Origin of the sequence: Pseudoalteromonas sp. SR45-4 (genome assembly GCF_014163535.1) — a bacterium.
In the GTDB taxonomy this organism is placed as follows: domain Bacteria; phylum Pseudomonadota; class Gammaproteobacteria; order Enterobacterales; family Alteromonadaceae; genus Pseudoalteromonas; species Pseudoalteromonas nigrifaciens.
This window is the reverse complement of sequence record NZ_JACJDO010000011.1, coordinates 1-18787: the sequence shown is the minus strand read 5'-3', so window position 1 is coordinate 18787 and position 18787 is coordinate 1. Positions and strand designations below refer to the sequence as shown.

Here is an 18787-nt window from a genome sequence, read left to right as displayed (position 1 = left end):
TTACGGCTATGATATTATAGAGTTGATGCATCGTTATATTTTAAGAATTAAAGGTAAGGATATTTACTTGTTTAATCAGTTTTTGCGTTACATGTTTATTTTTTGCATTCTTCTGAGTGCTCAGTCTGTTGCCTCTGAAAATGTAATAGAAGATTATGAGATTAAAGGGATAAATGACGATTTAGAAAAAAATGTTGCGCTTTATTTAAAACAACTTATAGGTGAAAAGCCGACCTTGACCCTGCGCCGCTATGCAAAAAAACAAGTCGAGAATAGTATTAAAGCATTAGGGTATTACAGCCCTAAAGTAGAGGTTAACTTTGATAAAGATGAGCGTGATTTGGTGGTTAGAGTTGAGCGAGGGCCAGCTACTCGCATCGCTGCAATAAATATTAGTGTAAAGGGGGCTGGCAAGCAGGACCCCGCTTTATTGGCAGTAATTAATAATATTACCCTAAAGCAGGGAGATATTTTAAACCACGGACATTATGACAGCGCGCATAAAAAAATAGAATCAATGCTGTTAGAGCTAGGTTATTTTGACGCTAAATGGCCTGCGCGTAAACTAGAAGTATCTTTGGGGAAACATAGCGCAGAAGTTACTTTTATTATTGAAACTGGGGTGCGTTATCAGTTTGGCGATATTGTAATTGCTAGCGATACACCTGCTGAAAAGTATATTCGTTCTTTAGCGCCTTTTGCCAAAGGGCAGCCTTATAAATCGACCCACATAGCCGATTATAATCTTGATTTATCAAGCACTCCTTATTTTACTAGTGTACGAGTATATGCAGATATAACCGAACGTAAAAATAACCAAGTACCTATAAAAGTAGATGTATTACATAAACCTGCAAATAGCTATGAAGTGGGTGGCGGCTTTAGTACCGACTTAGGCCCCAAAGTGCGCTTTAAATGGAGTAAACCATGGATAACGCAAGATGGCCATTACCTAGAAAGTAACTTAAATGTGTCTGAGCGACAACAAGATATTTCAATGGCTTATACAATCCCAGAGGATGATCCTAATGACGATTTATGGCGTTTTTCGGTTGGTTATAAACTTGAGGATGAATTAGCTAATAATATTTATAGTGAAATACTTACCGGGCAAGTACAACGCCAATGGTTAACTGATAATAACTGGGTGCGTACCGCTTTTATACGCCGCGACCATGAAACATATAGAATAGGTGACGACGAAGAAGAAAGCAGTGAAATGTTAATGCCGGGTATTAGTTATGCACGTAAAAAATCAAAAGGGGGAACAACCCCTTATTGGGGCGAACAGTGGTTAATATCTGCAGAGTTTGGCGTAGAAGATGTACTCTCTAGTACTAATTTGATCCGCGTGCAGTTACAAAACGCTTGGCTGAGAACTTATTTAGACCGCCATTTAGTGTTTTTAAAAGCGAACCTAGGTGCCATGTTGGTCGATAATATAGCTAATGTGCCGTATTCACTGCGCTTTTTTGCTGGTGGCGATCAAAGTGTGCGTGGTTTTGCGTATCAATCAATTTCACCCGAAAACGATGAAGGGCAGCTAATAGGGGGTAAGTACTTAGTCTCTGGTACTGCAGAATACAACTATCAGTTTGCGCAAAATTGGCGGGTTGCTTTATTTGTAGATGGAGGTACTGCAACCAATGATTTTTCGGATAGATTTGAAGTAGGTGCTGGTTTTGGTTTTCGTTATTTAACACCTGTAGGTCCGGTTAGAATTGACCACGCTTGGGGACTTACCAAAGAAAGTAAAAGCACCCGTTTGAGTATTACTATAGGGCCTGAAATTTAATGACTGTATTTAAAAAAATAACTGCAAGTATCAGTGCTGTTTTAGTCATACTGCTAATAACCGTATTTTGTATATTATTTACTGCACCCGGTAATCAATTTATTGCTTATAGTGCAAACAAGTTGGTTGATGGTTTAAATATTGACATTAAAAACGGTCGGTTTTTATATAACGATGTATTTAATGTTAGGTATAACAATAACGGGGTAGATTTTAATGCCCAGCAACTAAAGCTTAATTTATTTTGGTGGCAGTGCGACGGTATTTGCATTGATAATTTAAGTGCTAATACAATGGCCTTAACTTTGGAGCAATCAACTGAAGCAGTTGCAGAAGAGCCATCTGAGCCACTAACTAAAATTACCTTACCTTTTAATATCGCTGTTAAAAATATAGCTGTAAAAGTATTTACTTTAGAACACCCAAGCGCCAACGTGCGTGTTGATAACTTTAAGTTATCGGCAAAAGCGATGGGATCAGAGCTTGTAGTAAAAAGCTTAAACATACCTAAAATACTGGTTACGCTAAAAGAGCAAGCCCAATCCCAGCAATCACAAACAGCATCAACGGCAATTACGAAGCTTCCTGCACTGCCTAATATCGAATTTACTTCACCACTGGATATAACCATTGAGCAGTTTGATATTGATAAAGTGGCTATACAGCAGGGCGAACAAGACTATGAGATAGAAAATATAGCACTGCAAATGACTGTAGAAGATGCCAAAATAAATTTATATTCTTTAGCGGCTCGTTATCAGCAGTGGCAATTAAATACACAACTTAACACAGAGCTTGCAGGTAATATGCCGCTAAAAGGTCATATTGTATTAAAAAGCCCGCTACACCAAGCTGACTTATCACTCAGTGGCGACTTGGCAAATTTAAATGTTGATTTAGAAACCACAGGGCAATTTCCGCTTAGTTTAAATGCCAATGCTAATTTAAAGCAAACAAACTACCCATTTACAGTTAAAAGCAAAATAAACCAGTGGCTGATCGACGCACAAAGCGAGCAGTTAACGCTACGTAAGGTTAACTTAAGTGCGCAGGGCAACGCAGATGACTATCAACTTAGTTTAACTGCAACGAGCCAGTTAGGCGCGTACCCGGCCGTTGATTTAAACACACAATTAACGGGCACGCTTACCCATGCACAGCTTTCTACATTGTCGGTTAAGGCCAACGACAGCACTGCAAAAATAAATGCCAATGTTAACTGGCAACAAGGTATACAAGCAGATTTTGCAGGGACGCTATCGCATTTAAAAGCGCAATACTTAACAGATGCAGTAACGAGTGATATTTCTGGGCAGTTTAAAGGCTCATTTAATGCACAAACGGATACTTGGCAACTGAAAATGAATAATACCAAACTCACCGGCACACTTAACGACGTGCCATTAGAGTTTGCCGCAAACTTTAGGCTAGATAATGCATTAAAAGCTAATATTGATAGTTTTTATTTAAGCAGTGGTAAAAATAAATTAGAACTCAATGGCCAAATAGATAGCAAATGGTTAGTAGATGGCAATATAACACTACAAAGTGATGAGCAGGCTAATATGCCATTTATTGCAGATGGTAAGGCCAATATAGCCCTTAGAGGTCAAAGGTTAACACCGTCGGTTGACTTAGCATTAATGCTGGAACGTTTTATTTTTGATGAAATAAATATAAGTAAGTTATCTGTTAAAGCTGATCTTGATACAGCGGCCGATTGGCAAACTAATATTGCAATAGATGTTGGTTCGGCTTTAGTTGCTGAGCAACAAATTAACAGTGTAAAAATAGATGCAACAGGGGATAAAAAAGATCATCAACTTACCGCATCTGTTGATGCGCAACAAGGTGCAGTTGAGTTTGAAGTTAATGGTCAACTTACCAATGCGATTTGGCAAGGTGCATTGAGCAATGTGCAGTTAAGCGATAAAAAGCTAAGCTTTAACAACAGTAAAAAAATTACAATTAACGTAAACACCCAAACAGGCGATTTTGATGTAAGTAAGCACTGCTGGCAATCTGCACAAAGTGAGTTGTGTATCGACACTTTGTCGCAAAATAAACAGTTAGGTCAATTCAATGCTAAATTAAACAATTTAGCACTTGAGGAACTAAAGCATTTACTACCTGATAATGTTGGTGCAGAAGGCGCTTTAACAGGGGAATTTGTTGCAAACTGGCAAGCGAGTGCGCTGAAAACATTACGCGCTTCTTTAAATTCAAATAACTTAATAGCCAAATACAATTCCGAAGAAGATAACTTTCGTTTACCAATAGAAACGCTTAGTGTGAATGCATTTACTGATTCTCAAACAGGTAAATTAACAGCTAACTTAAACTCTAGCGTGTTAGGTGAAATTACCACCCAAATTAATGTAGATGACATACAAAACACGCAAGCGTTAAGCGGTAATGTAAACATAGATAAAATATTATTTTCTAACTTGCAGCCATTTTTAGACACTATTGAGCAGCTCAAAGGCAATATTAGCGGTAAAATTGCATTAGCAGGTACATTAAAAGAGCCACTCCTTGAAGGTGAAGTAAATATTGATGATATTAATTTACAAGGTGAGCAACTACCAATAGCACTTGAAAAATCGAATGTGAGTATTTTATTTAACAAAGCGACAGCAACAATTAAAGGCCTTTTAACAGATCCCCAAGGCGGGAATATTAAATTAAATGGCGACATAGATTGGCAAGGTGAACAACCAGCCGTTAACGTTGCAATAGTAGGTGAGCAATTTTATGTACGTGCTCAGCAAGGAGTCGTTTTTAAAGTATCTCCAGATTTAAAAATTGGTTTGGCTAACAACGCAATAAACCTTGTGGGTGAAGTAATTGTCCCTTATGGGCGAATTGAAATAGAAGAGCTGCCAGAGGGCGCTGTGCAAGTTAGCGATGACGAAATAATCGTTGATCAAAAAACCAAAGCGACTAAAAAAGTGCCATTTGATTACGATATAGATTTAAAACTGATTGTAAAAAATGACGTGAAAATTGAATCATTCGGTCTAGAATCTAAAGTAGAAGGCGATTTGGCGATTAAAATGAGCCAAGGAACTCCTATTATTGCCACAGGCGAGCTTAAGTTAGTAAACGGTACATACTTAGCATTTGGCCAAGATTTGTTAATTCGTACCGGCCAGGTTGGCTTTAGTGGCTCAATAGAGCAGCCTTACTTAAATATTAAAGCCATTCGTAATCCCGAAAACACCGCCAATGGTGTTATTGCTGGGGTAACGCTTACAGGTAATGTAGAGCAACCCAGGCTAAAAGTGTTTTCGGAGCCAGCGATGGATCAGGCACAAGCTTTGGCCTATTTACTCAATGGCCAACCACTAGGCGAGGGCGATAGCTCCACCGATGCTATGCTCACTCAGTTGTTACTTTCGCAGGGGGTTAGCCGCAGTGAAGGGCTGGTTTCTAAAGTGGGTGAAACGTTTGGTTTGTCGGATGTTAGCCTTACCTCTAAAGGCAGTGGTGAGCAAACAAAAGTAGAAATATCAGGCTATGTGGCACCGAGCTTACAAGTAAAATACAGTGTTGGTATTTTTGACTCCCTTAGTGAAGTGGCAATACGTTATCAGCTGCTTTCGCAGTTTTATATCGAAATAACCAGTGGGCTATATCAAAACGTAGATATACTTTATAAGTTTGATTGGGACTAATAACTACAGGTTAAAGCAGATGTTAGCAAGTAATAACCAAGCTTAAGGATAAGACCCTAATGTAAAACTATAATAATAAGGCGCTAATTTATGAAAAAGTACCTGTTAACAGTGGCCGCTGCGATGTTATTAAACGGCTGTGCTGGACAATATAAACAAAGCATTACCACGCAACAAGTTGAGCCGAAAATAAAGTACACTGCCAGTGACGTTATTACTAAAGCCGCCGAGGACGAGTGGCGAGTGGTTAACTCGCAAAATATTTTAAAAATAACCTTACCCACAGGCGCCACTTATATTGAGCTTAATCCGCAGCTTGCTCCACAGCATGTAAAAAATATTAAAAAGCTTGCGCGAGAAGGCTTTTATCAAGGAACGAGTGTTTATCGCTTTGTTGAGGGATTTGTAGCTCAAGGTGGTGCTAGCAGTGCTAAAAAGATTATTAAGACTGCAAATAAATCACTTTTGGCCGAGTTTTATTTAACTACTAAACACCCGTTGGCAATTACAGCCCTTGAAGGTGATGGTTATGCACCTATAACTGGTTTTTTAAATGGTTTTGCGGTTGCTCAAAACGCACTACAAACCCAAACTTGGCAAGTACATTGCAGTGGCATATTTGCAATGGCGCGAGATAACGATATAAATAGTGCAAGCACCGAATTCTTTATCACTATAGGGCAAGCGCCACGTTATTTAGATAAAAACACCACTGTATTTGGACGCGTACTTGAGGGTATAGAGCATGTTAACCGCTTAGAGCGTACCGCTCGCAATGATAAAGAATTTAACCCAATAACTGATATTCAAGTACTTGAAGACATTAATAATAGTGATAAAAGTGTTTTTAAAGTGATGAAAACAAACTCACAGGCATTTAAAAACCTAATTGCGGCAAGAAAAAATCGCTCTGAGCCTTGGTTTGTACATACAGCTAATTATATAGACGTGTGCGCTGTGGCTATTCCCACCAAACGTAGTGAATAAAAAAGGAGCCTAGGCTCCTTTTTTATTACAATAAACACTTATTGGCGGTTAATTTTAACTGCAAATGGCGTGTCGTTATTATGAGTTGAGCGATACGGATTTATATCAAGGCCACCACGGCGCGTATAGCGAGCATAAACTTCAAGATTTTTAATGCTGAGCTGAGTGCTTAAATCGCTATAAATACGCTCCACGCATTGTTCATGAAACTCATTATGGGTTCTAAACGAAATTAAGTAGCGCAGTAACGACTCTCTACATATTTGCTCACCTGTATAACGAATAATTACACTTGCCCAATCGGGTTGTGAGGTAATTAAGCAGTTAGACTTAAGTAAGTGGCTATGCAGGGTTTCGGTTACCGTTTTATTGCTTTGCGATTTTAGAGAATGAGCGTCAATATCGTAGTTATCAATTTCGATATCTAAATCATCAATACACTCACCAGGTAATGGGGTGTAAGGAAGGCAGTTATACTCATCTGCATTGTATAAAGTTACCTGTACTAAGCTGTTAACCACTGCGGTTAGATCTTTAACTAAATGCTGTTTTACTTCATCACGGCTGTTAAATCGAGTTTGGTTAAAGCTATTTAAATACAGTTTAAACGATTTAGATTCAACAAGGTGACTGCTTTGGCAGGCAAAAGTAAATACAGCGATAGCGACTTGCGGCTTGCCTTTGGCGTTTAACCACGACAGCTCGTAACCAGTCCAAATGTCTTGGCCTTTGAATGGTAAAGCGGCTTCGTCAATATTTAAAGCATCTCTATTTAGCTTGCGTGCAATTGGAAAAAGTAAGCTTGGAGTATATTGATCTATATATTCAGTTGATTGGCCTAACACACTGCCTTTAAGGTCGGGAGAATTGCTGTAATCTGTCATGTTTGCCCTTAAATAGTTACAATAGCGGCATTATATCTAATTTAAATGAGTTTCATAGTATGTCTGTTGTATTGCAGTTAACCCAGCTACACCAAAGGTTTAATGACAAAACCCTAAAAAACACGCAAAAACATCCACTTATGGTGCACGATGAGCAATGGCCAAGCCCATGTGAAATAGGCAATGTTGATCAACAAGGTAATATTCAGTGGCAAGCTGTGCTGCAGCAACCTGCAGGCTCGCTTAATGATTTAGCTAAGGCGTTGGATGTTACATTTCCAAGTGGCTTAAATGCGCTTTATGGGCATATGTATGGTGGCAATATTCAAGCTAGTATTGATGGTCACCAAGTTGAATTGTTACAGGCATGGAATAGCGATGACTTTGATTTATTGCAACAAAATATAACTGGCCACGTTTTAATGAAGCGTAAACTTAAACAACCTGAAACAGTATTTATAGGGTTAACAGCACAAGATGATTTGTTAGTAAGTGTGTTATTGCACAGCGGTGAAGTGTGCTTAGAGTACGTAGGCAAAAAAACGCATCATGTGCTTGCTGCCAATATAGAAGAATTTTTGCAAGCGCTTGAGGTTTAATTAAAACAGGCGTTAATTACCTTAAAACGATTTAGTGTAAAGTATTAGCTCGGAATTAATTTTAATATCGAGCTAATACATTAATAATATCTTTAACTTATTGAAAGTCCCACGATATGTTAGACACTAAGGCGCAGGGCTCACACCTAAAATCAAATAATCCAAACCAGGATTCAGGTAACCTCCAATCGCCATTACAGCTTGGGCATTTACGCTCTAGTTCAGAAGTTTTATCGGTGCCACCTACGCGGTATATATAGTAATACACAGGTTTTTTAGTTAAAAAGCTAATTCGTTTAGTAATGTCTTTACCGCGGCGGAATAAGTCGCTTTTAATACTCGAAATTTCTTCAAGAGCAGGAAACTCACAACGTGTTGCGCCATTAATTTGAATTTGATCGCAGGCTTGCCAGTCTTCCTGCCATTTAATTAAGGTTTTATAATCACCATTAGCAATTGCTGGGATCCGAAATAGCGGTACCGGTAAAAAGTCGTCACCACAATAAAGTGGGCTACAAGTATGCACATAAGTGGTGTATAAAATATAGCTAGAAGGCTCGGCGCAGCAATCAGACCCATTAGAATGAATATCTTGACCAATAATTTTTACTTTTGGCGCAAGTAAACCAGCGCTGTGCAATTGCTCAATGCTGTGTTTTACAAATGGACTATTGTTAAGCGGGTGCATAGCATCTTCGTTTGGGCACATAACACGGGTAATAAAGTAACCATCTTTTAAAACAGTAGGAAACTCTTCGCCCATTATTTGGCCATTAAAACGTAGCGCATTAACCAAGCGATTAATAGCTTGTTCGGCTTTCTCTAAAGTGGTGTCTTGGTAGCAATCAAAGGTTAAATCAACAACGAACATTTATAGTCTCGAATTATTATTTTTCTAGTAGGGTAAGTAACCGGTCGAGCTTTTCTTCAATTCTGTCTAGCTGCGAAGTTTTAGAATCGCTACTACTCGGCTGTACTTGGCTTTTCATTAAGTTATAAATTGAATCTGGATTGTTTTTATACTGACTCACCGCCGCAATAATAACAGGCATCGGCACAGGCTTAATTAAACGACTTTTAGTAAGCGCGACAGTAGGTACTTTGCCTTCATCAAGAAGGACTTTAATTGCATCAAATACAGCAGCATTCATTAGGTTTATAACTCTTTAGTATAAATAGGTACGCAGCATGAAGCTGCTGCGTGGGGGCTATAGTAACAATAAATAGAGAGGGGCACATTAAATGTCCCAAATTAAATTAATTACCTTAAAATTAATTACCTTAAAATTAATTGCCTTGGCGAAGGCGTACATCAAGCTCGTCAATAACTTCACTCCAATCACTGTCCTCTGCCAGTGATTCAGCTAAAAAATGCTGTTGAGATTCATCCCAAAAAGGTGCATCTTGTATTAACGTTGTATCTGCAATCGCATGAGAAGCAATAAAGGCATCAATCTGAGCTTCAGAACTAGGTAAGCCAAGTTGTGCAAACAGCGTATTTATATCGTGCTTTGTTGTATCCATGTTGTGCTCCTAGCGTGTCAAAATAAGATTATAAATAAACTATAGCCTAAGCCAGCTAAACTCACGCTGAATTTACCATTAATAACTTTACAGCTATAGTTTAGAAAGTGAGTTAATAAAGCGCTTATTTACAGAAAAAATATAAATTTAATATGTGTGTAAGTTGTAGCTATGAGTAAACCCAATCGCATTAAATTAGTGAGTGATTATAACGACAAGCTAATGGCTTAATCACAAGGCGAAAATAATGATATGTTGTTCTAATACAAAAAAGGAATAATAAATGACTGTGACCACCCAAGCCGATACATTTAGCGTACAGTATTTAGCCGCAGAAGATATAAGTATTGCCGCGAGTTTAATTTATCAGGCGTACCACGACGATCCTATTTTACAAACTATGCTCAATTATGAGCAAGAGAGTAAATCGGCCTACGAAAAAAAGCTTCGGTCATTAATTCGCGAAGAGCTAAGTAGCTTTTGGCAAGAGAAACAGCCACTTATTGGTTTATATCGTAACGACAAACTTAAAGCCGTTGCCTGCGTGTTCGAATCAAACAGCCAATTACAGGCGCAGCGTTATTGGCATTGGCGCTTAAAGCTAATGTTAAGTGCTGGTTACTTACAAACCAATCAATTAATAGATAAAGAGCAAACAATTAGAGATGCACTACAGCAGCAGGGCAACTACTATTTTTTAGCTTTTATTGCGGTCGATCCGCATTTTCATGGCCAAGGATTTGGGCGTTATTTGTTAAGAGGCCTAAATGACCTAGTTCAATCTAATGCTGAGTCTGCAGGTATGGCGGTGTTTGTAACGCGCAAAGAGCATACTCAGTTTTTTAAAACCGAAGGGTTTGAAAGCTTTAAGCAGCTTACTTTTAATAAGGTTGCGGGCGAATTGTTATTTAAGTCAAAAAACTAAATTTAATTTAGGTTAAAGGTAGCCTGTCTTGGTGGTTAATATCCCAAAACGGACATATGACCGTGAGATATATCTTACATCGCTGTGCGAGTTGTCAGTTTAAATTGCGTGAAAATGGTTTTTTATTACCTATTTTATTGATATTAAAGGTTATTTTTATGATTCTTGTTTTTTAATATAAATGCCATTTAATAATTAACAGCTAGGTACTATATCTACTAGCCATTTGCTTTAAACTTTACTTTGTCAAGACGACACAGCTCAATGATTGAGTGATTGCCAAGGATACGGAAGTAGGCAACATAGCAGACGCTAGCAAGAAGCAAAACGGACAAGTTAACACGGACGCAAGGATGAACAGGAAAGTGCATGATGCGCTTAAGTGGCTGGAGCTACTAAAGGATAATCAAGGATGGTGCTACAGGAAGTAGCCGGAGCGTTAGTTTACGCAGGACAGCCAAGGTGGCAAGAGGATATTGCAGGATGCAATGTGAGGGTGAACAAGGTTGTTTACTCGTTCAGAGGATGATAATACGGATTACACAGGTAAAGGATACCTAACAGGATGTTTGTCAATTGGGGCGTAACTTTAGTTACGCCTTAGTTTTTTGTGTTTTACTCACTTTTTAATTTACCCTTACCCTAATTTAAACTTTTAGTGCAGTATAAAGGTTATATTTTATGCGGTGGAATAACCACACTTTTTAAATACTCATTTTCCATGATCAGTATTCCCTGATAGGCATTTTCGCCATCACTTGAAAACTCAAAAATAAATTCGCTTTTCACTCCAGGTTTACCACTTTTTAAAAAGCCAAAGCGGCGTTTACTACAGGCAACGCTCATTAATTGCACCTGCAGTTGTTCGCTTTGGCGTTTAGCATGAACGTTCGCCGCCTCGGCTACTTTTCGGTTTAGCCAAAATAAGTAAATTACACTACCAATCAGTATGAACGTCCATAAACTTGCCATTTAAGAGAATAACCTTCCAATTGCACGCGCGAGGGTTTCGCTACGATTTTCTTTACGTAATAAGCCTAATAAATGCGGGCGAATAGTGGGTATTGCAACTAAATCAGCAAAAATACTCACAAATAGTTCAGTAATTTGTTGATGATGCGCACAGTTATCCATAAACACATGTAAGCGCTCAGGGTCTTCTAGTTGTTTAAAGCAACGCCCAGCAATAGTGAGCAGTACATCAGCATCTTGATTAACAGATGAAGTTAATACGCTATCTACTAATTGAGCGGTTAAGCCTTGCGCTTTAGAAAGCGAGCGTAGCGCTACTGTAACAGCAAACGGGTCGTTATTTTTTATAGCTGCTTGGCCGTACTCTACTAGTAACTGGCTAAATGAGGGCGGTATTTCTACATGCTCAAGCATGGCGCTAAGGGGCTGTAATACCTCAGCGGGCAAATGAGGCCAGGCTTTTTGTATATCAACTAAGTTAGTCTCATTATTTAAGCGCAGTGCAAAATCGGCAATGCCTTGTAGTGCCACACTTTGCCAATTTTCAAAACCCAGCTTGCCACTAAAGTACAACTGCGTATGCTCGTAATACTGTGATGCAGGTTGCTTTAATAATACTTTAAGTTGCGCATTAAAGGCTGCTAATTTATTGGCATTTGGTGTAAAAACATAAGGGTTGTTATCAAGTTTACCGTCGGCTTGCTCACCGGTAAGCTGTGTGCCGAGTGCTTCAATTACCATGTCGGCAAAGTGATCGCGACTCGCACTCATCAATTTGCTTTGCTCATCTACTGGAAATTTTAAAAACCATACATAAGGTTCTTTACTCGCTTTACTATCCCAAAACTGAATAGCTAACCATGCATGACCAGTAAGCGGATATGGGTAAGGGACTTGTGCTTGCTCTATATCTAAAAATTGCTTTTTATCAAGCTTAGTTATGTGCCTACCAATATCAAACGCGCGCCACTGAGTACCTGCATTATCTAAAAGCTGCCCTAATGTCGCTATTTGCTTACTCATCGTTTTCTCAATTGTTTTTACTACAAAATTGCGTCAATTATACGCCATAGCAAAGATTGAGGGAACCGCGCTTATAGAGTTTGAGTTTTGATTTTGCTAAATAACCAAGCAAGCGGGGGTAATATTAAGCGGGTATTTTCAGTGACTATAATTTCGCTCTTAATAAATACAAATGGTATTATTACTTCATCTAGTTTTAAAAGGGCGGTTATGTACCAGCAAACTCAAGCTTATTTAGTGCAGTTAAGGGCACTTTTAAAAAAGCATCAGCTTTGGCAAAATGAGCCAATAGCAGCAGAAGCATTACAGTCAAACGTGCCTTTTTGCCACGACACCATGGCGTTTGAGCAGTGGTTACAGTTTGTATTTATTAAAAAATTTGAGCAACTAATTATTGACGAGCAGCCATTGCCGCGCAACTTTGCAATTGCTCCTATGGCACAAATGACGCTTACGAGTAAAAAAGGCAGCGGTGAAATTATTACTCTATTAACAGCCCTTGATGCTTTTTTAGGAGAGCCAAATGAGTGAGCGCCCAGCACCAATTGAGTATGGCGAACTGACTATTTTGTATCAGGATGAAAACTACGTAGCCATAGATAAACCTTCAGGCTTATTAGTGCATCGCTCGTTTTTAGATAAGCACGAAACCCAGTTTGCTATGCAAATGCTGCGCGATCAACTTGGGCAGCATGTTTTTCCGGTACATAGGCTCGATAGACCCACATCGGGGGTGTTACTGTTTGCGTTAAGTTCAGAAGCTGCCCGCGATATGAATCAGTTATTTATTGAAGGCACTATGAGTAAACGCTATTTAGCCTTAGTACGTGGTTTTGCACCTGAGTCGGTATTTTTAGATAAACCACTAAAAGAAGAGCTGGACAAAATAGCAGATAAGTTTGCCGATCAAGACAAAGCACCACAAGAAGCGCAAACTCAGTTTAATTGCTTACACCAAGCAGCCTTGCCTATTCCCATTGGCAAGTACCCTACAGTGCGCTACTCCCTCGTAGAGTGTTTTCCTAAAACGGGGCGTAAACATCAAATTCGTCGGCATTTAAAGCATTTATCACTGCCTATCATTGGCGATGTAAACCATGGTGATAATCAGCATAATCAATTTTTTAGGGAGCATTTTGAGCTGCGCAGATTAATGTTATTTGCAACTGAGCTTAGCTTTGTGCACCCTTATAGTAATGAATCAATAACAATTAAAGCGCCACTAGGTGATGCAATGCTCAGCATTTGCAAACAACTAGGTTGGCCAGATGAAGAAAAGGATTATTAATTAATGGCACATATTAGTATTTTTGTAGGCAGCGTATATGGCGGTGCAGAGCGTTTAAGTGACGAAGTAGCCACAACAATAGAGCAAGCTGGGCATGGCGTTACGGTATTTAATGAGCCAGTGTTGAGCGACATTCAAAGTGCATCACATATTTTAATTATCACCTCAACAACCGGCCAAGGCGATGTGCCTGATAACTTGGCTGATTTTTATAATCAGTTAAATAGTACTTTTCCTATGTTAACCGACAAGCCATTTGGAATTATTGCCATGGGCGACAGAAGCTACGGCGACACCTTTTGTGGTGCAGGGCGCAGCTTTGATGAATTATTACGTGACTTACAAGCTAAGCCTGTTGGTAACCGCTTAGAGGTTGATGCCTGCGAAGACTTTGAACCTTGGCCGGTTACCGAGCCGTGGTTAAAAAATTGGCTTAGTAAGCTTTAATTATTAATAAAGGTGAGTGTTACCCTAAGCTCACCTTTATTATCTGAGTTATTTTATTTTTAGGTAGCAAAATAGCTATGCAGCTAAATCCCATCGCGGTTCATTTGTCTGAAAGTTTTGGCGTAGGCAATCAGCATATCAGTATCAAACCAATCGGTAGTGGGCTGATCAATAGTACATGGTTACTTAGCACTGCTAAAAAGTCGCTAGTAGTACAAAAGCTCAATGTTGATGTGTTTCCTGAGCCCGGTTTACTCGTAAAAAATGCCCGTTTAATAGAGCAACACCTAACTAGCAAGCAGCAATTGGGTGAGTACAACTTAGATATTATTCGCCACGTAGCGACTATTAATAATGACTATTTAGTTAACTGTGATCAGGGGGTATGGCGAGCACTAGAGTTTATTGGTGGCAGTTACAGCGACGATGTAGTCACTAATGCTACCCAAGCGCAAACTGCGGCGAATGCCTTTGGTCAATTTGCTGTGGCGCTAGAGGATTTTGATGCAGAACAATTGCACCATGTGATCCCTGACTTTCATAACTTAGCCATGCGTGCACAGACGTTTAAAACTGCAGTTAGTCTTGACCCAGAGCAGCGCTTAGCTAGTTGCCAAGCTGAGGTTGATTTTTGTTTATCGCAATTTACACTCATTGATGAACTCCAAGCATTAGCAGGATCTATACCGGTAAGGCCTTGTCATAACGATACAAAAATAAATAACATGCTGTTTTGTGAGCAATCACATAATGCTAAAGCGGTAATCGATTTAGACACTTGTATGCCAGGGTATTGGCTTTACGACTTTGGTGATATGGTACGCACCTTTTGCTCACCAGAGCAAGAAGACTCCACCGATTTAAGTAATGTAGGTGTGCGCGAAGAAATATTTGCAGCCATAGTTAAAGGTTACGTAGAGCCATTAAAAGGCCTGATCACCGAGCAAGAAAAACAAAGCTTTTGGCTAGGTGCTAAAGTGATGACCTTTATGATAGGCCTGCGATTTTTAACAGATTATATTGATGGCGATAATTATTTTTCAATCAAACATGCCAATCATAATTTAGAGCGGGCGCAAAATCAGTTTGCGCTTTATAAAGATATTATTGCAAAACAAAGCACCCTTAAAGCAATATTAGCACAAGCCTAAAATAACTAAGGCGCTATAAGCGCCTTAGTTTTACCTGTTGCAGTTTAACTGCTTCTAACATCTACTTTTAATTTAAGCTTTTGCCCCGGCTGTAAATACTTTTGTCCGGCTAAACTATTCCACTTTATAATGTCGTTTACAGTTAAGTTAAACTTAGACGCAATACGCGCTAACGAATCACCACGGCGCACTTTATACGTAATTGTACGATGCGTAGTGTTTGCTGCTGTCTTTGCTTTATTAGCAGATTTATATACCGTTAGCTTTTGATTTAAACGCAATGTGGCGCTTTTCTTCAGCTTATTCCACTTTGCAAGCTCATCCATAGTGACATCGTATTCACGACTAATATCCCACAGCGTATCACCACTTTTAACCGTATGCGAAAGCTTAGTACGGCTGGTATTATTAGCCGCAGAGCGCATTTGCTCTGGTAAATGTTCGCTATTAATTGCGCCATCAGTTAGTGGCACTAATAGTTGCTGACCGACTCTAATTGTATTTGAGCTTAACTTATTTAATGATCGGATTGCACTGGTGCTGGTGGTAAACTTTTTGGCAATAACCGATAAACTGTCGCCACGCTCAACCGTATATTGCTGCCAGCGTAAGCGGTTTTTAATATCAGTATTAGCTAATTTTTGACTAAACTGCTCAGCTTTATCAACCGGTAATAGTAAAGAATGCGGGCCATTAGGATCGGTTGCCCAACGATTAAAACCAGGGTTTAACCTATACAACTCAGTGAGTGTTATATCGGCCATTTCTGCAGCGAGTGCTAAGTCAATTTGCGAACCAATTTCAACTACTTCAACAACTTGTGCATTTATAATAGGATTCCACGTCACGTTAAAGTCATCTGAGCGCTTTAATAAGTCGGCCAGTGCTAATAATTTTGGTACATAGGCGGTGGTTTCGCTAGGTAAATCAAGTGACCAAAAATCGGTCGGCAAGTGTTTCTTGCGATTCTTTTTAATCGCGCGCAACAAACGACCTTCACCCGAGTTATAAGCTGCAATGGCATTGAGCCAATCGCCCTCAAGGGTTTTGTGTAAATACGACAAGTAATCAAGCGCAGCGCGAGTTGATTGTACTATGTCGCGACGCCCGTCATACCACCAGTTTTGCTTTAAATCGAAACGCTCACCGGTTTGTGGCATAAATTGCCAAATACCCGACGCTGTGCGATGCGAGTAACCAAACGGATCAAAAGCACTCTCTACAATAGGCAGCAGTGCAATTTCGATAGGCATTTCACGTTTTTCTATTTCTTCAACAATAAAATGCAAATAAGGTTCGGCACGCTTCGAAATACGATTTAAATAAGATTGGTGCTTTGCATAATAGTTACGCTCGGTAACTACGGGGCGATTTTGCGGCACCTCTATTGAAAGCTGGTAACGAATACGCTCCCATACATCATCAAAAATAGGTGCTTCAGTGTCAGTATCTTTAACGTGTTGATACTTGGCGCTGCTCATTAATGCATTGCTAATATCGTGTGGACTTGCGCCTCCAAGCTGCTTATTTGCTTGAGTTGCGGCTTGCGAGTCAGTGTTTTCGTTTGTTAACGTTTGACAGCCGCTTAGTGCTAATACTAAAACCAGTAATAGGGGAGATTTATTCATAAATACCAATACATGGGGTAAAAAACTCGGCGAATACTACCCGTTATGAGCTAACATTGCCACTTGTGACCTTTTAAAACACTTAGCAATAATCAAATGCTAATTTTAACTTTTTGATTGCTAAACAAAAAGTACATGTGGCTATTGGTTAGCGGATTAAAAATGGTCTTTGAACTTTCTCAGACCCGCAAAGTTTTCCCAAGGTTCATTGTTTTTTGTAACCGAGCAAAATTCTTTTGGTAATAGTTCAGTAATGTTAGGTAAATCGCTGCGCATAAAGGGGTTTATTTTTAGCTCTTGGCCGATAGTGCTTGGTAAAGTAATTCCATTTTTGCTGCGCAGTTCATCTACTCTTTTACTATAGGCAAGTAGCTCTGGGTTACGCGGTTCAATGGCTGTTGCAAAAGCGAGGTTAGCTTGAGTGTATTCGTGAGTACAGTAAACTTTGCAATCAGCAGGTAATTCGCGCAGTTTATTAAACGAGTGCCACATTTGCTCTGCAGAGCCTTCAAATAAACGCCCACAACCACCACTAAATAAAGTATCACCAGTAAAGGCAAGTTGTTCATTAACATAACAAATATGATCTAGAGTATGCCCGGGTGTCGCTATAATATTAAAAGCAGTATTAAGCACTGTAATACTTTGGCCATCAGTAAGTTGCTGAGTAATCCCCTTAAACGGGCTGTTAGTTGGGCCGTATACAGCAATATTTGGGTTTTCGCTAACCAGCTTTGCTACGCCATCGGTATGGTCGTAATGATGATGGGTAATTAAAATACCCGCCAAGGTTAAATTATGCTGCGCCAAATAATCAAGTACTGGTTCTGCTTGGCCCGGATCGACTACCCAAGCTTGCGGATTATTGCTTGTAGTTAAGCACCAAATATAATTATCTGAAAAGGCTTTAATTGCTTTGACTTGCACCATGTAACGTTGCTCTATAAAGTGACAGTTAACACCTAGTATAACGAGCTCATAAAATGAAACCAGCCCTTAGTTTTCAAGAAGGACCTAAACCGTTGTCATGGCAGCAGTTTCCTCATGGGGATTATTTACGCTGTGAGATTGAACGTAAATTAGCGCCGTGGCTTCCCCGTATGTTTGGCTACCATATGCTTAAGTTAGGTAGTTTGAGTGGCGAGCTAAACACCAGTAAATGTTTAATAAAACACCAAGTGTGCGTAGCGCAAGCGGGCGCTCACACCGGCGTTATTGCCGATATAGACGAATTACCATTTTATGAGCACACTATTGATGCATGTATTTTAAGCCATTGCTTAGAGTATCACTCAGATCCTCACCATATTTTACGCGAAGCACATCGCACTTTAATTTCAGGTGGGTATGTTGTGATAACGGGCTTTAATCCGTTTAGTTTATGTGGGCTTGCGCAATTATTACCATTTAGTGGCCAGAAACTGCCATGGACAGGGCGTTTTTTTACCCCTGCACGGGTTAAAGATTGGCTTAATTTATTGGGATTTGAAATAGTGAGTGATGAGCGCTTTATTTACTCATCACTGGCGCGAGGTAATAGATTGTCGCGTTTTGCGTTTTGGCGTAACTTTACCAAACAATACTTAAAACCTATGGGCAGTGTTTACATGCTGGTGGCACGTAAACGTGTTGCACCGCTCACACCCATTAAACCTAAGTGGCATGCTCGCCCGCGCTTTACAACAGTAGAAGGGGGCCTTAGACAAACCTCAAAGCAACACTTAAAGCATTGTGAGCAAATTAAAAAGTAATTTGGTATGTGCTAGGGCGTGTTGATCTTTGTGGTATGAAAAACAAACAGCATGAAGATAAGGTATAATTGAATTCGCCAGAAAACTTTACACCGAACCTACATGCCAAGATTAATGTTAACAGACGGGACATGGA

The 18787-nt window shown here is 39.5% G+C and carries 18 protein-coding genes; 10 read left to right on the top strand and 8 right to left on the bottom strand.

From position 1 onward, the window contains the following. Positions 1-67: 67 nt before the first annotated feature. From H5058_RS06895 to H5058_RS06885, 3 genes are all read left to right on the top strand, one after another. The gene (locus H5058_RS06895) at positions 68-1795 is read left to right on the top strand and encodes an autotransporter assembly complex family protein (protein WP_041454736.1); all 1728 of its coding nucleotides are present in this window, start codon (positions 68-70) and stop codon (positions 1793-1795) included. Continuing rightward, positions 1795-5472, top strand: coding sequence for a translocation/assembly module TamB domain-containing protein (locus tag H5058_RS06890; RefSeq protein WP_182677421.1), 3678 nt, complete (start codon positions 1795-1797; stop codon positions 5470-5472). The genes H5058_RS06895 and H5058_RS06890 overlap by 1 nt, the downstream gene beginning before the upstream one ends. A 90-nt stretch (positions 5473-5562) precedes the next feature. Beyond that, positions 5563-6459 (top strand): peptidylprolyl isomerase, encoded by an 897-nt coding sequence (locus tag H5058_RS06885; RefSeq protein ID WP_182677419.1) that lies wholly within the window; start codon positions 5563-5565, stop codon positions 6457-6459. Positions 6460-6497: 38 nt separating this feature from the next. On the opposite strand, the gene queF is transcribed toward H5058_RS06885, so the two are convergent. After that, on the bottom strand, positions 6498-7343 hold the full coding sequence (gene queF / locus H5058_RS06880; RefSeq protein ID WP_011328638.1) for an NADPH-dependent 7-cyano-7-deazaguanine reductase QueF: 846 nt from the start codon (positions 7341-7343) through the stop codon (positions 6498-6500). A gap of 59 nt (positions 7344-7402) precedes the next feature. Between queF and syd the strand changes: the two genes are divergently transcribed. Then, a complete protein-coding gene (syd, locus tag H5058_RS06875; RefSeq protein WP_089368970.1) occupies positions 7403-7942 on the top strand; it encodes a SecY-interacting protein in 540 nt (179 codons plus the stop codon). A 97-nt stretch (positions 7943-8039) separates the two neighbouring features. Here the strand turns inward: syd and H5058_RS06870 are convergent, their stop codons facing one another. The 3 genes from H5058_RS06870 to H5058_RS06860 all read right to left on the bottom strand — a co-directional run bounded on the left by H5058_RS06870 (position 8040) and on the right by H5058_RS06860 (position 9466). Then, on the bottom strand, positions 8040-8813 hold the full coding sequence (locus H5058_RS06870) for a Zn-ribbon-containing protein (protein ID WP_011328636.1): 774 nt from the start codon (positions 8811-8813) through the stop codon (positions 8040-8042). A gap of 16 nt (positions 8814-8829) precedes the next feature. After that, the gene (locus H5058_RS06865; protein WP_011328635.1) at positions 8830-9093 is read right to left on the bottom strand and encodes a hypothetical protein; all 264 of its coding nucleotides are present in this window, start codon (positions 9091-9093) and stop codon (positions 8830-8832) included. Positions 9094-9229: 136 nt separating this feature from the next. Further along, complete coding sequence (locus H5058_RS06860) at positions 9230-9466, bottom strand: DUF2789 domain-containing protein (RefSeq protein ID WP_179807328.1); 237 nt, start codon at positions 9464-9466, stop codon at positions 9230-9232. Positions 9467-9749: 283 nt separating this feature from the next. Here H5058_RS06860 and H5058_RS06855 point away from each other — a divergent pair, with 283 nt between their 5' ends. Next, positions 9750-10391 carry a GNAT family N-acetyltransferase gene (locus tag H5058_RS06855; protein WP_058373733.1) on the top strand — a complete coding sequence of 214 codons (642 nt, stop codon included), beginning with the start codon at positions 9750-9752 and terminating at the stop codon, positions 10389-10391. Between the two features lie 672 nt (positions 10392-11063). Here H5058_RS06855 and H5058_RS06850 read toward each other — a convergent pair. Both H5058_RS06850 and H5058_RS06845 read right to left on the bottom strand, forming a co-directional pair. After that, a complete protein-coding gene (locus H5058_RS06850) occupies positions 11064-11363 on the bottom strand; it encodes a DUF3301 domain-containing protein (protein ID WP_011328632.1) in 300 nt (99 codons plus the stop codon). After that, a complete protein-coding gene (locus H5058_RS06845) occupies positions 11364-12386 on the bottom strand; it encodes a DUF3549 family protein (protein ID WP_182677417.1) in 1023 nt (340 codons plus the stop codon). A gap of 210 nt (positions 12387-12596) precedes the next feature. Between H5058_RS06845 and H5058_RS06840 the strand changes: the two genes are divergently transcribed. From H5058_RS06840 to H5058_RS06825, 4 genes are all read left to right on the top strand, one after another. Next, positions 12597-12917: a YqcC family protein gene (locus H5058_RS06840; RefSeq protein WP_182677415.1), complete on the top strand. Its 321-nt coding sequence runs from the start codon at positions 12597-12599 to the stop codon at positions 12915-12917. Further along, complete coding sequence (gene truC / locus H5058_RS06835) at positions 12910-13674, top strand: tRNA pseudouridine(65) synthase TruC (RefSeq protein ID WP_182677412.1); 765 nt, start codon at positions 12910-12912, stop codon at positions 13672-13674. Before H5058_RS06840 ends, truC begins: the two co-directional genes overlap by 8 nt. A 3-nt stretch (positions 13675-13677) precedes the next feature. Continuing rightward, positions 13678-14121, top strand: coding sequence for a flavodoxin (locus tag H5058_RS06830; RefSeq protein WP_011328628.1), 444 nt, complete (start codon positions 13678-13680; stop codon positions 14119-14121). Between the two features lie 77 nt (positions 14122-14198). Continuing rightward, a complete protein-coding gene (locus H5058_RS06825) occupies positions 14199-15272 on the top strand; it encodes a phosphotransferase enzyme family protein (RefSeq protein ID WP_011328627.1) in 1074 nt (357 codons plus the stop codon). A 44-nt stretch (positions 15273-15316) separates the two neighbouring features. Here H5058_RS06825 and H5058_RS06820 read toward each other — a convergent pair whose 3' ends face one another. Then, positions 15317-16900 carry a LysM peptidoglycan-binding domain-containing protein gene (locus tag H5058_RS06820; protein WP_011328626.1) on the bottom strand — a complete coding sequence of 528 codons (1584 nt, stop codon included), beginning with the start codon at positions 16898-16900 and terminating at the stop codon, positions 15317-15319. Between the two features lie 156 nt (positions 16901-17056). Continuing rightward, positions 17057-17830, bottom strand: a complete 774-nt coding sequence (gene gloB / locus H5058_RS06815) for a hydroxyacylglutathione hydrolase (RefSeq protein ID WP_182677410.1) — start codon at positions 17828-17830, stop codon at positions 17057-17059. 53 nt (positions 17831-17883) lie between these two features. On the opposite strand from gloB, the gene H5058_RS06810 reads away from it, so the two are divergent. After that, the gene (locus H5058_RS06810; RefSeq protein WP_182677408.1) at positions 17884-18651 is read left to right on the top strand and encodes a class I SAM-dependent methyltransferase; all 768 of its coding nucleotides are present in this window, start codon (positions 17884-17886) and stop codon (positions 18649-18651) included. The last annotated feature ends 136 nt before the right edge of the window (positions 18652-18787 follow it).

What these genes read in the sequence shown, in the direction of transcription:
- H5058_RS06845 (WP_182677417.1), bottom strand. Translation starts at nt 12,386, where the DNA reads ATGAGTAAGCAAATAGCGACATTAGGGCAGCTTTTAGATAATGCAGGT.
- queF (WP_011328638.1), bottom strand. Translation starts at nt 7,343, where the DNA reads ATGACAGATTACAGCAATTCTCCCGACCTTAAAGGCAGTGTGTTAGGC.
- H5058_RS06850 (WP_011328632.1), bottom strand. Translation starts at nt 11,363, where the DNA reads ATGGCAAGTTTATGGACGTTCATACTGATTGGTAGTGTAATTTACTTA.
- H5058_RS06890 (WP_182677421.1), top strand. Translation starts at nt 1,795, where the DNA reads ATGACTGTATTTAAAAAAATAACTGCAAGTATCAGTGCTGTTTTAGTC.
- H5058_RS06855 (WP_058373733.1), top strand. Translation starts at nt 9,750, where the DNA reads ATGACTGTGACCACCCAAGCCGATACATTTAGCGTACAGTATTTAGCC.
- H5058_RS06825 (WP_011328627.1), top strand. Translation starts at nt 14,199, where the DNA reads ATGCAGCTAAATCCCATCGCGGTTCATTTGTCTGAAAGTTTTGGCGTA.
- H5058_RS06885 (WP_182677419.1), top strand. Translation starts at nt 5,563, where the DNA reads ATGAAAAAGTACCTGTTAACAGTGGCCGCTGCGATGTTATTAAACGGC.
- H5058_RS06830 (WP_011328628.1), top strand. Translation starts at nt 13,678, where the DNA reads ATGGCACATATTAGTATTTTTGTAGGCAGCGTATATGGCGGTGCAGAG.
- H5058_RS06840 (WP_182677415.1), top strand. Translation starts at nt 12,597, where the DNA reads ATGTACCAGCAAACTCAAGCTTATTTAGTGCAGTTAAGGGCACTTTTA.
- H5058_RS06870 (WP_011328636.1), bottom strand. Translation starts at nt 8,813, where the DNA reads ATGTTCGTTGTTGATTTAACCTTTGATTGCTACCAAGACACCACTTTA.
- H5058_RS06810 (WP_182677408.1), top strand. Translation starts at nt 17,884, where the DNA reads ATGAAACCAGCCCTTAGTTTTCAAGAAGGACCTAAACCGTTGTCATGG.
- H5058_RS06865 (WP_011328635.1), bottom strand. Translation starts at nt 9,093, where the DNA reads ATGAATGCTGCTGTATTTGATGCAATTAAAGTCCTTCTTGATGAAGGC.
- H5058_RS06860 (WP_179807328.1), bottom strand. Translation starts at nt 9,466, where the DNA reads ATGGATACAACAAAGCACGATATAAATACGCTGTTTGCACAACTTGGC.
- gloB (WP_182677410.1), bottom strand. Translation starts at nt 17,830, where the DNA reads ATGGTGCAAGTCAAAGCAATTAAAGCCTTTTCAGATAATTATATTTGG.
- H5058_RS06820 (WP_011328626.1), bottom strand. Translation starts at nt 16,900, where the DNA reads ATGAATAAATCTCCCCTATTACTGGTTTTAGTATTAGCACTAAGCGGC.
- syd (WP_089368970.1), top strand. Translation starts at nt 7,403, where the DNA reads ATGTCTGTTGTATTGCAGTTAACCCAGCTACACCAAAGGTTTAATGAC.
- truC (WP_182677412.1), top strand. Translation starts at nt 12,910, where the DNA reads ATGAGTGAGCGCCCAGCACCAATTGAGTATGGCGAACTGACTATTTTG.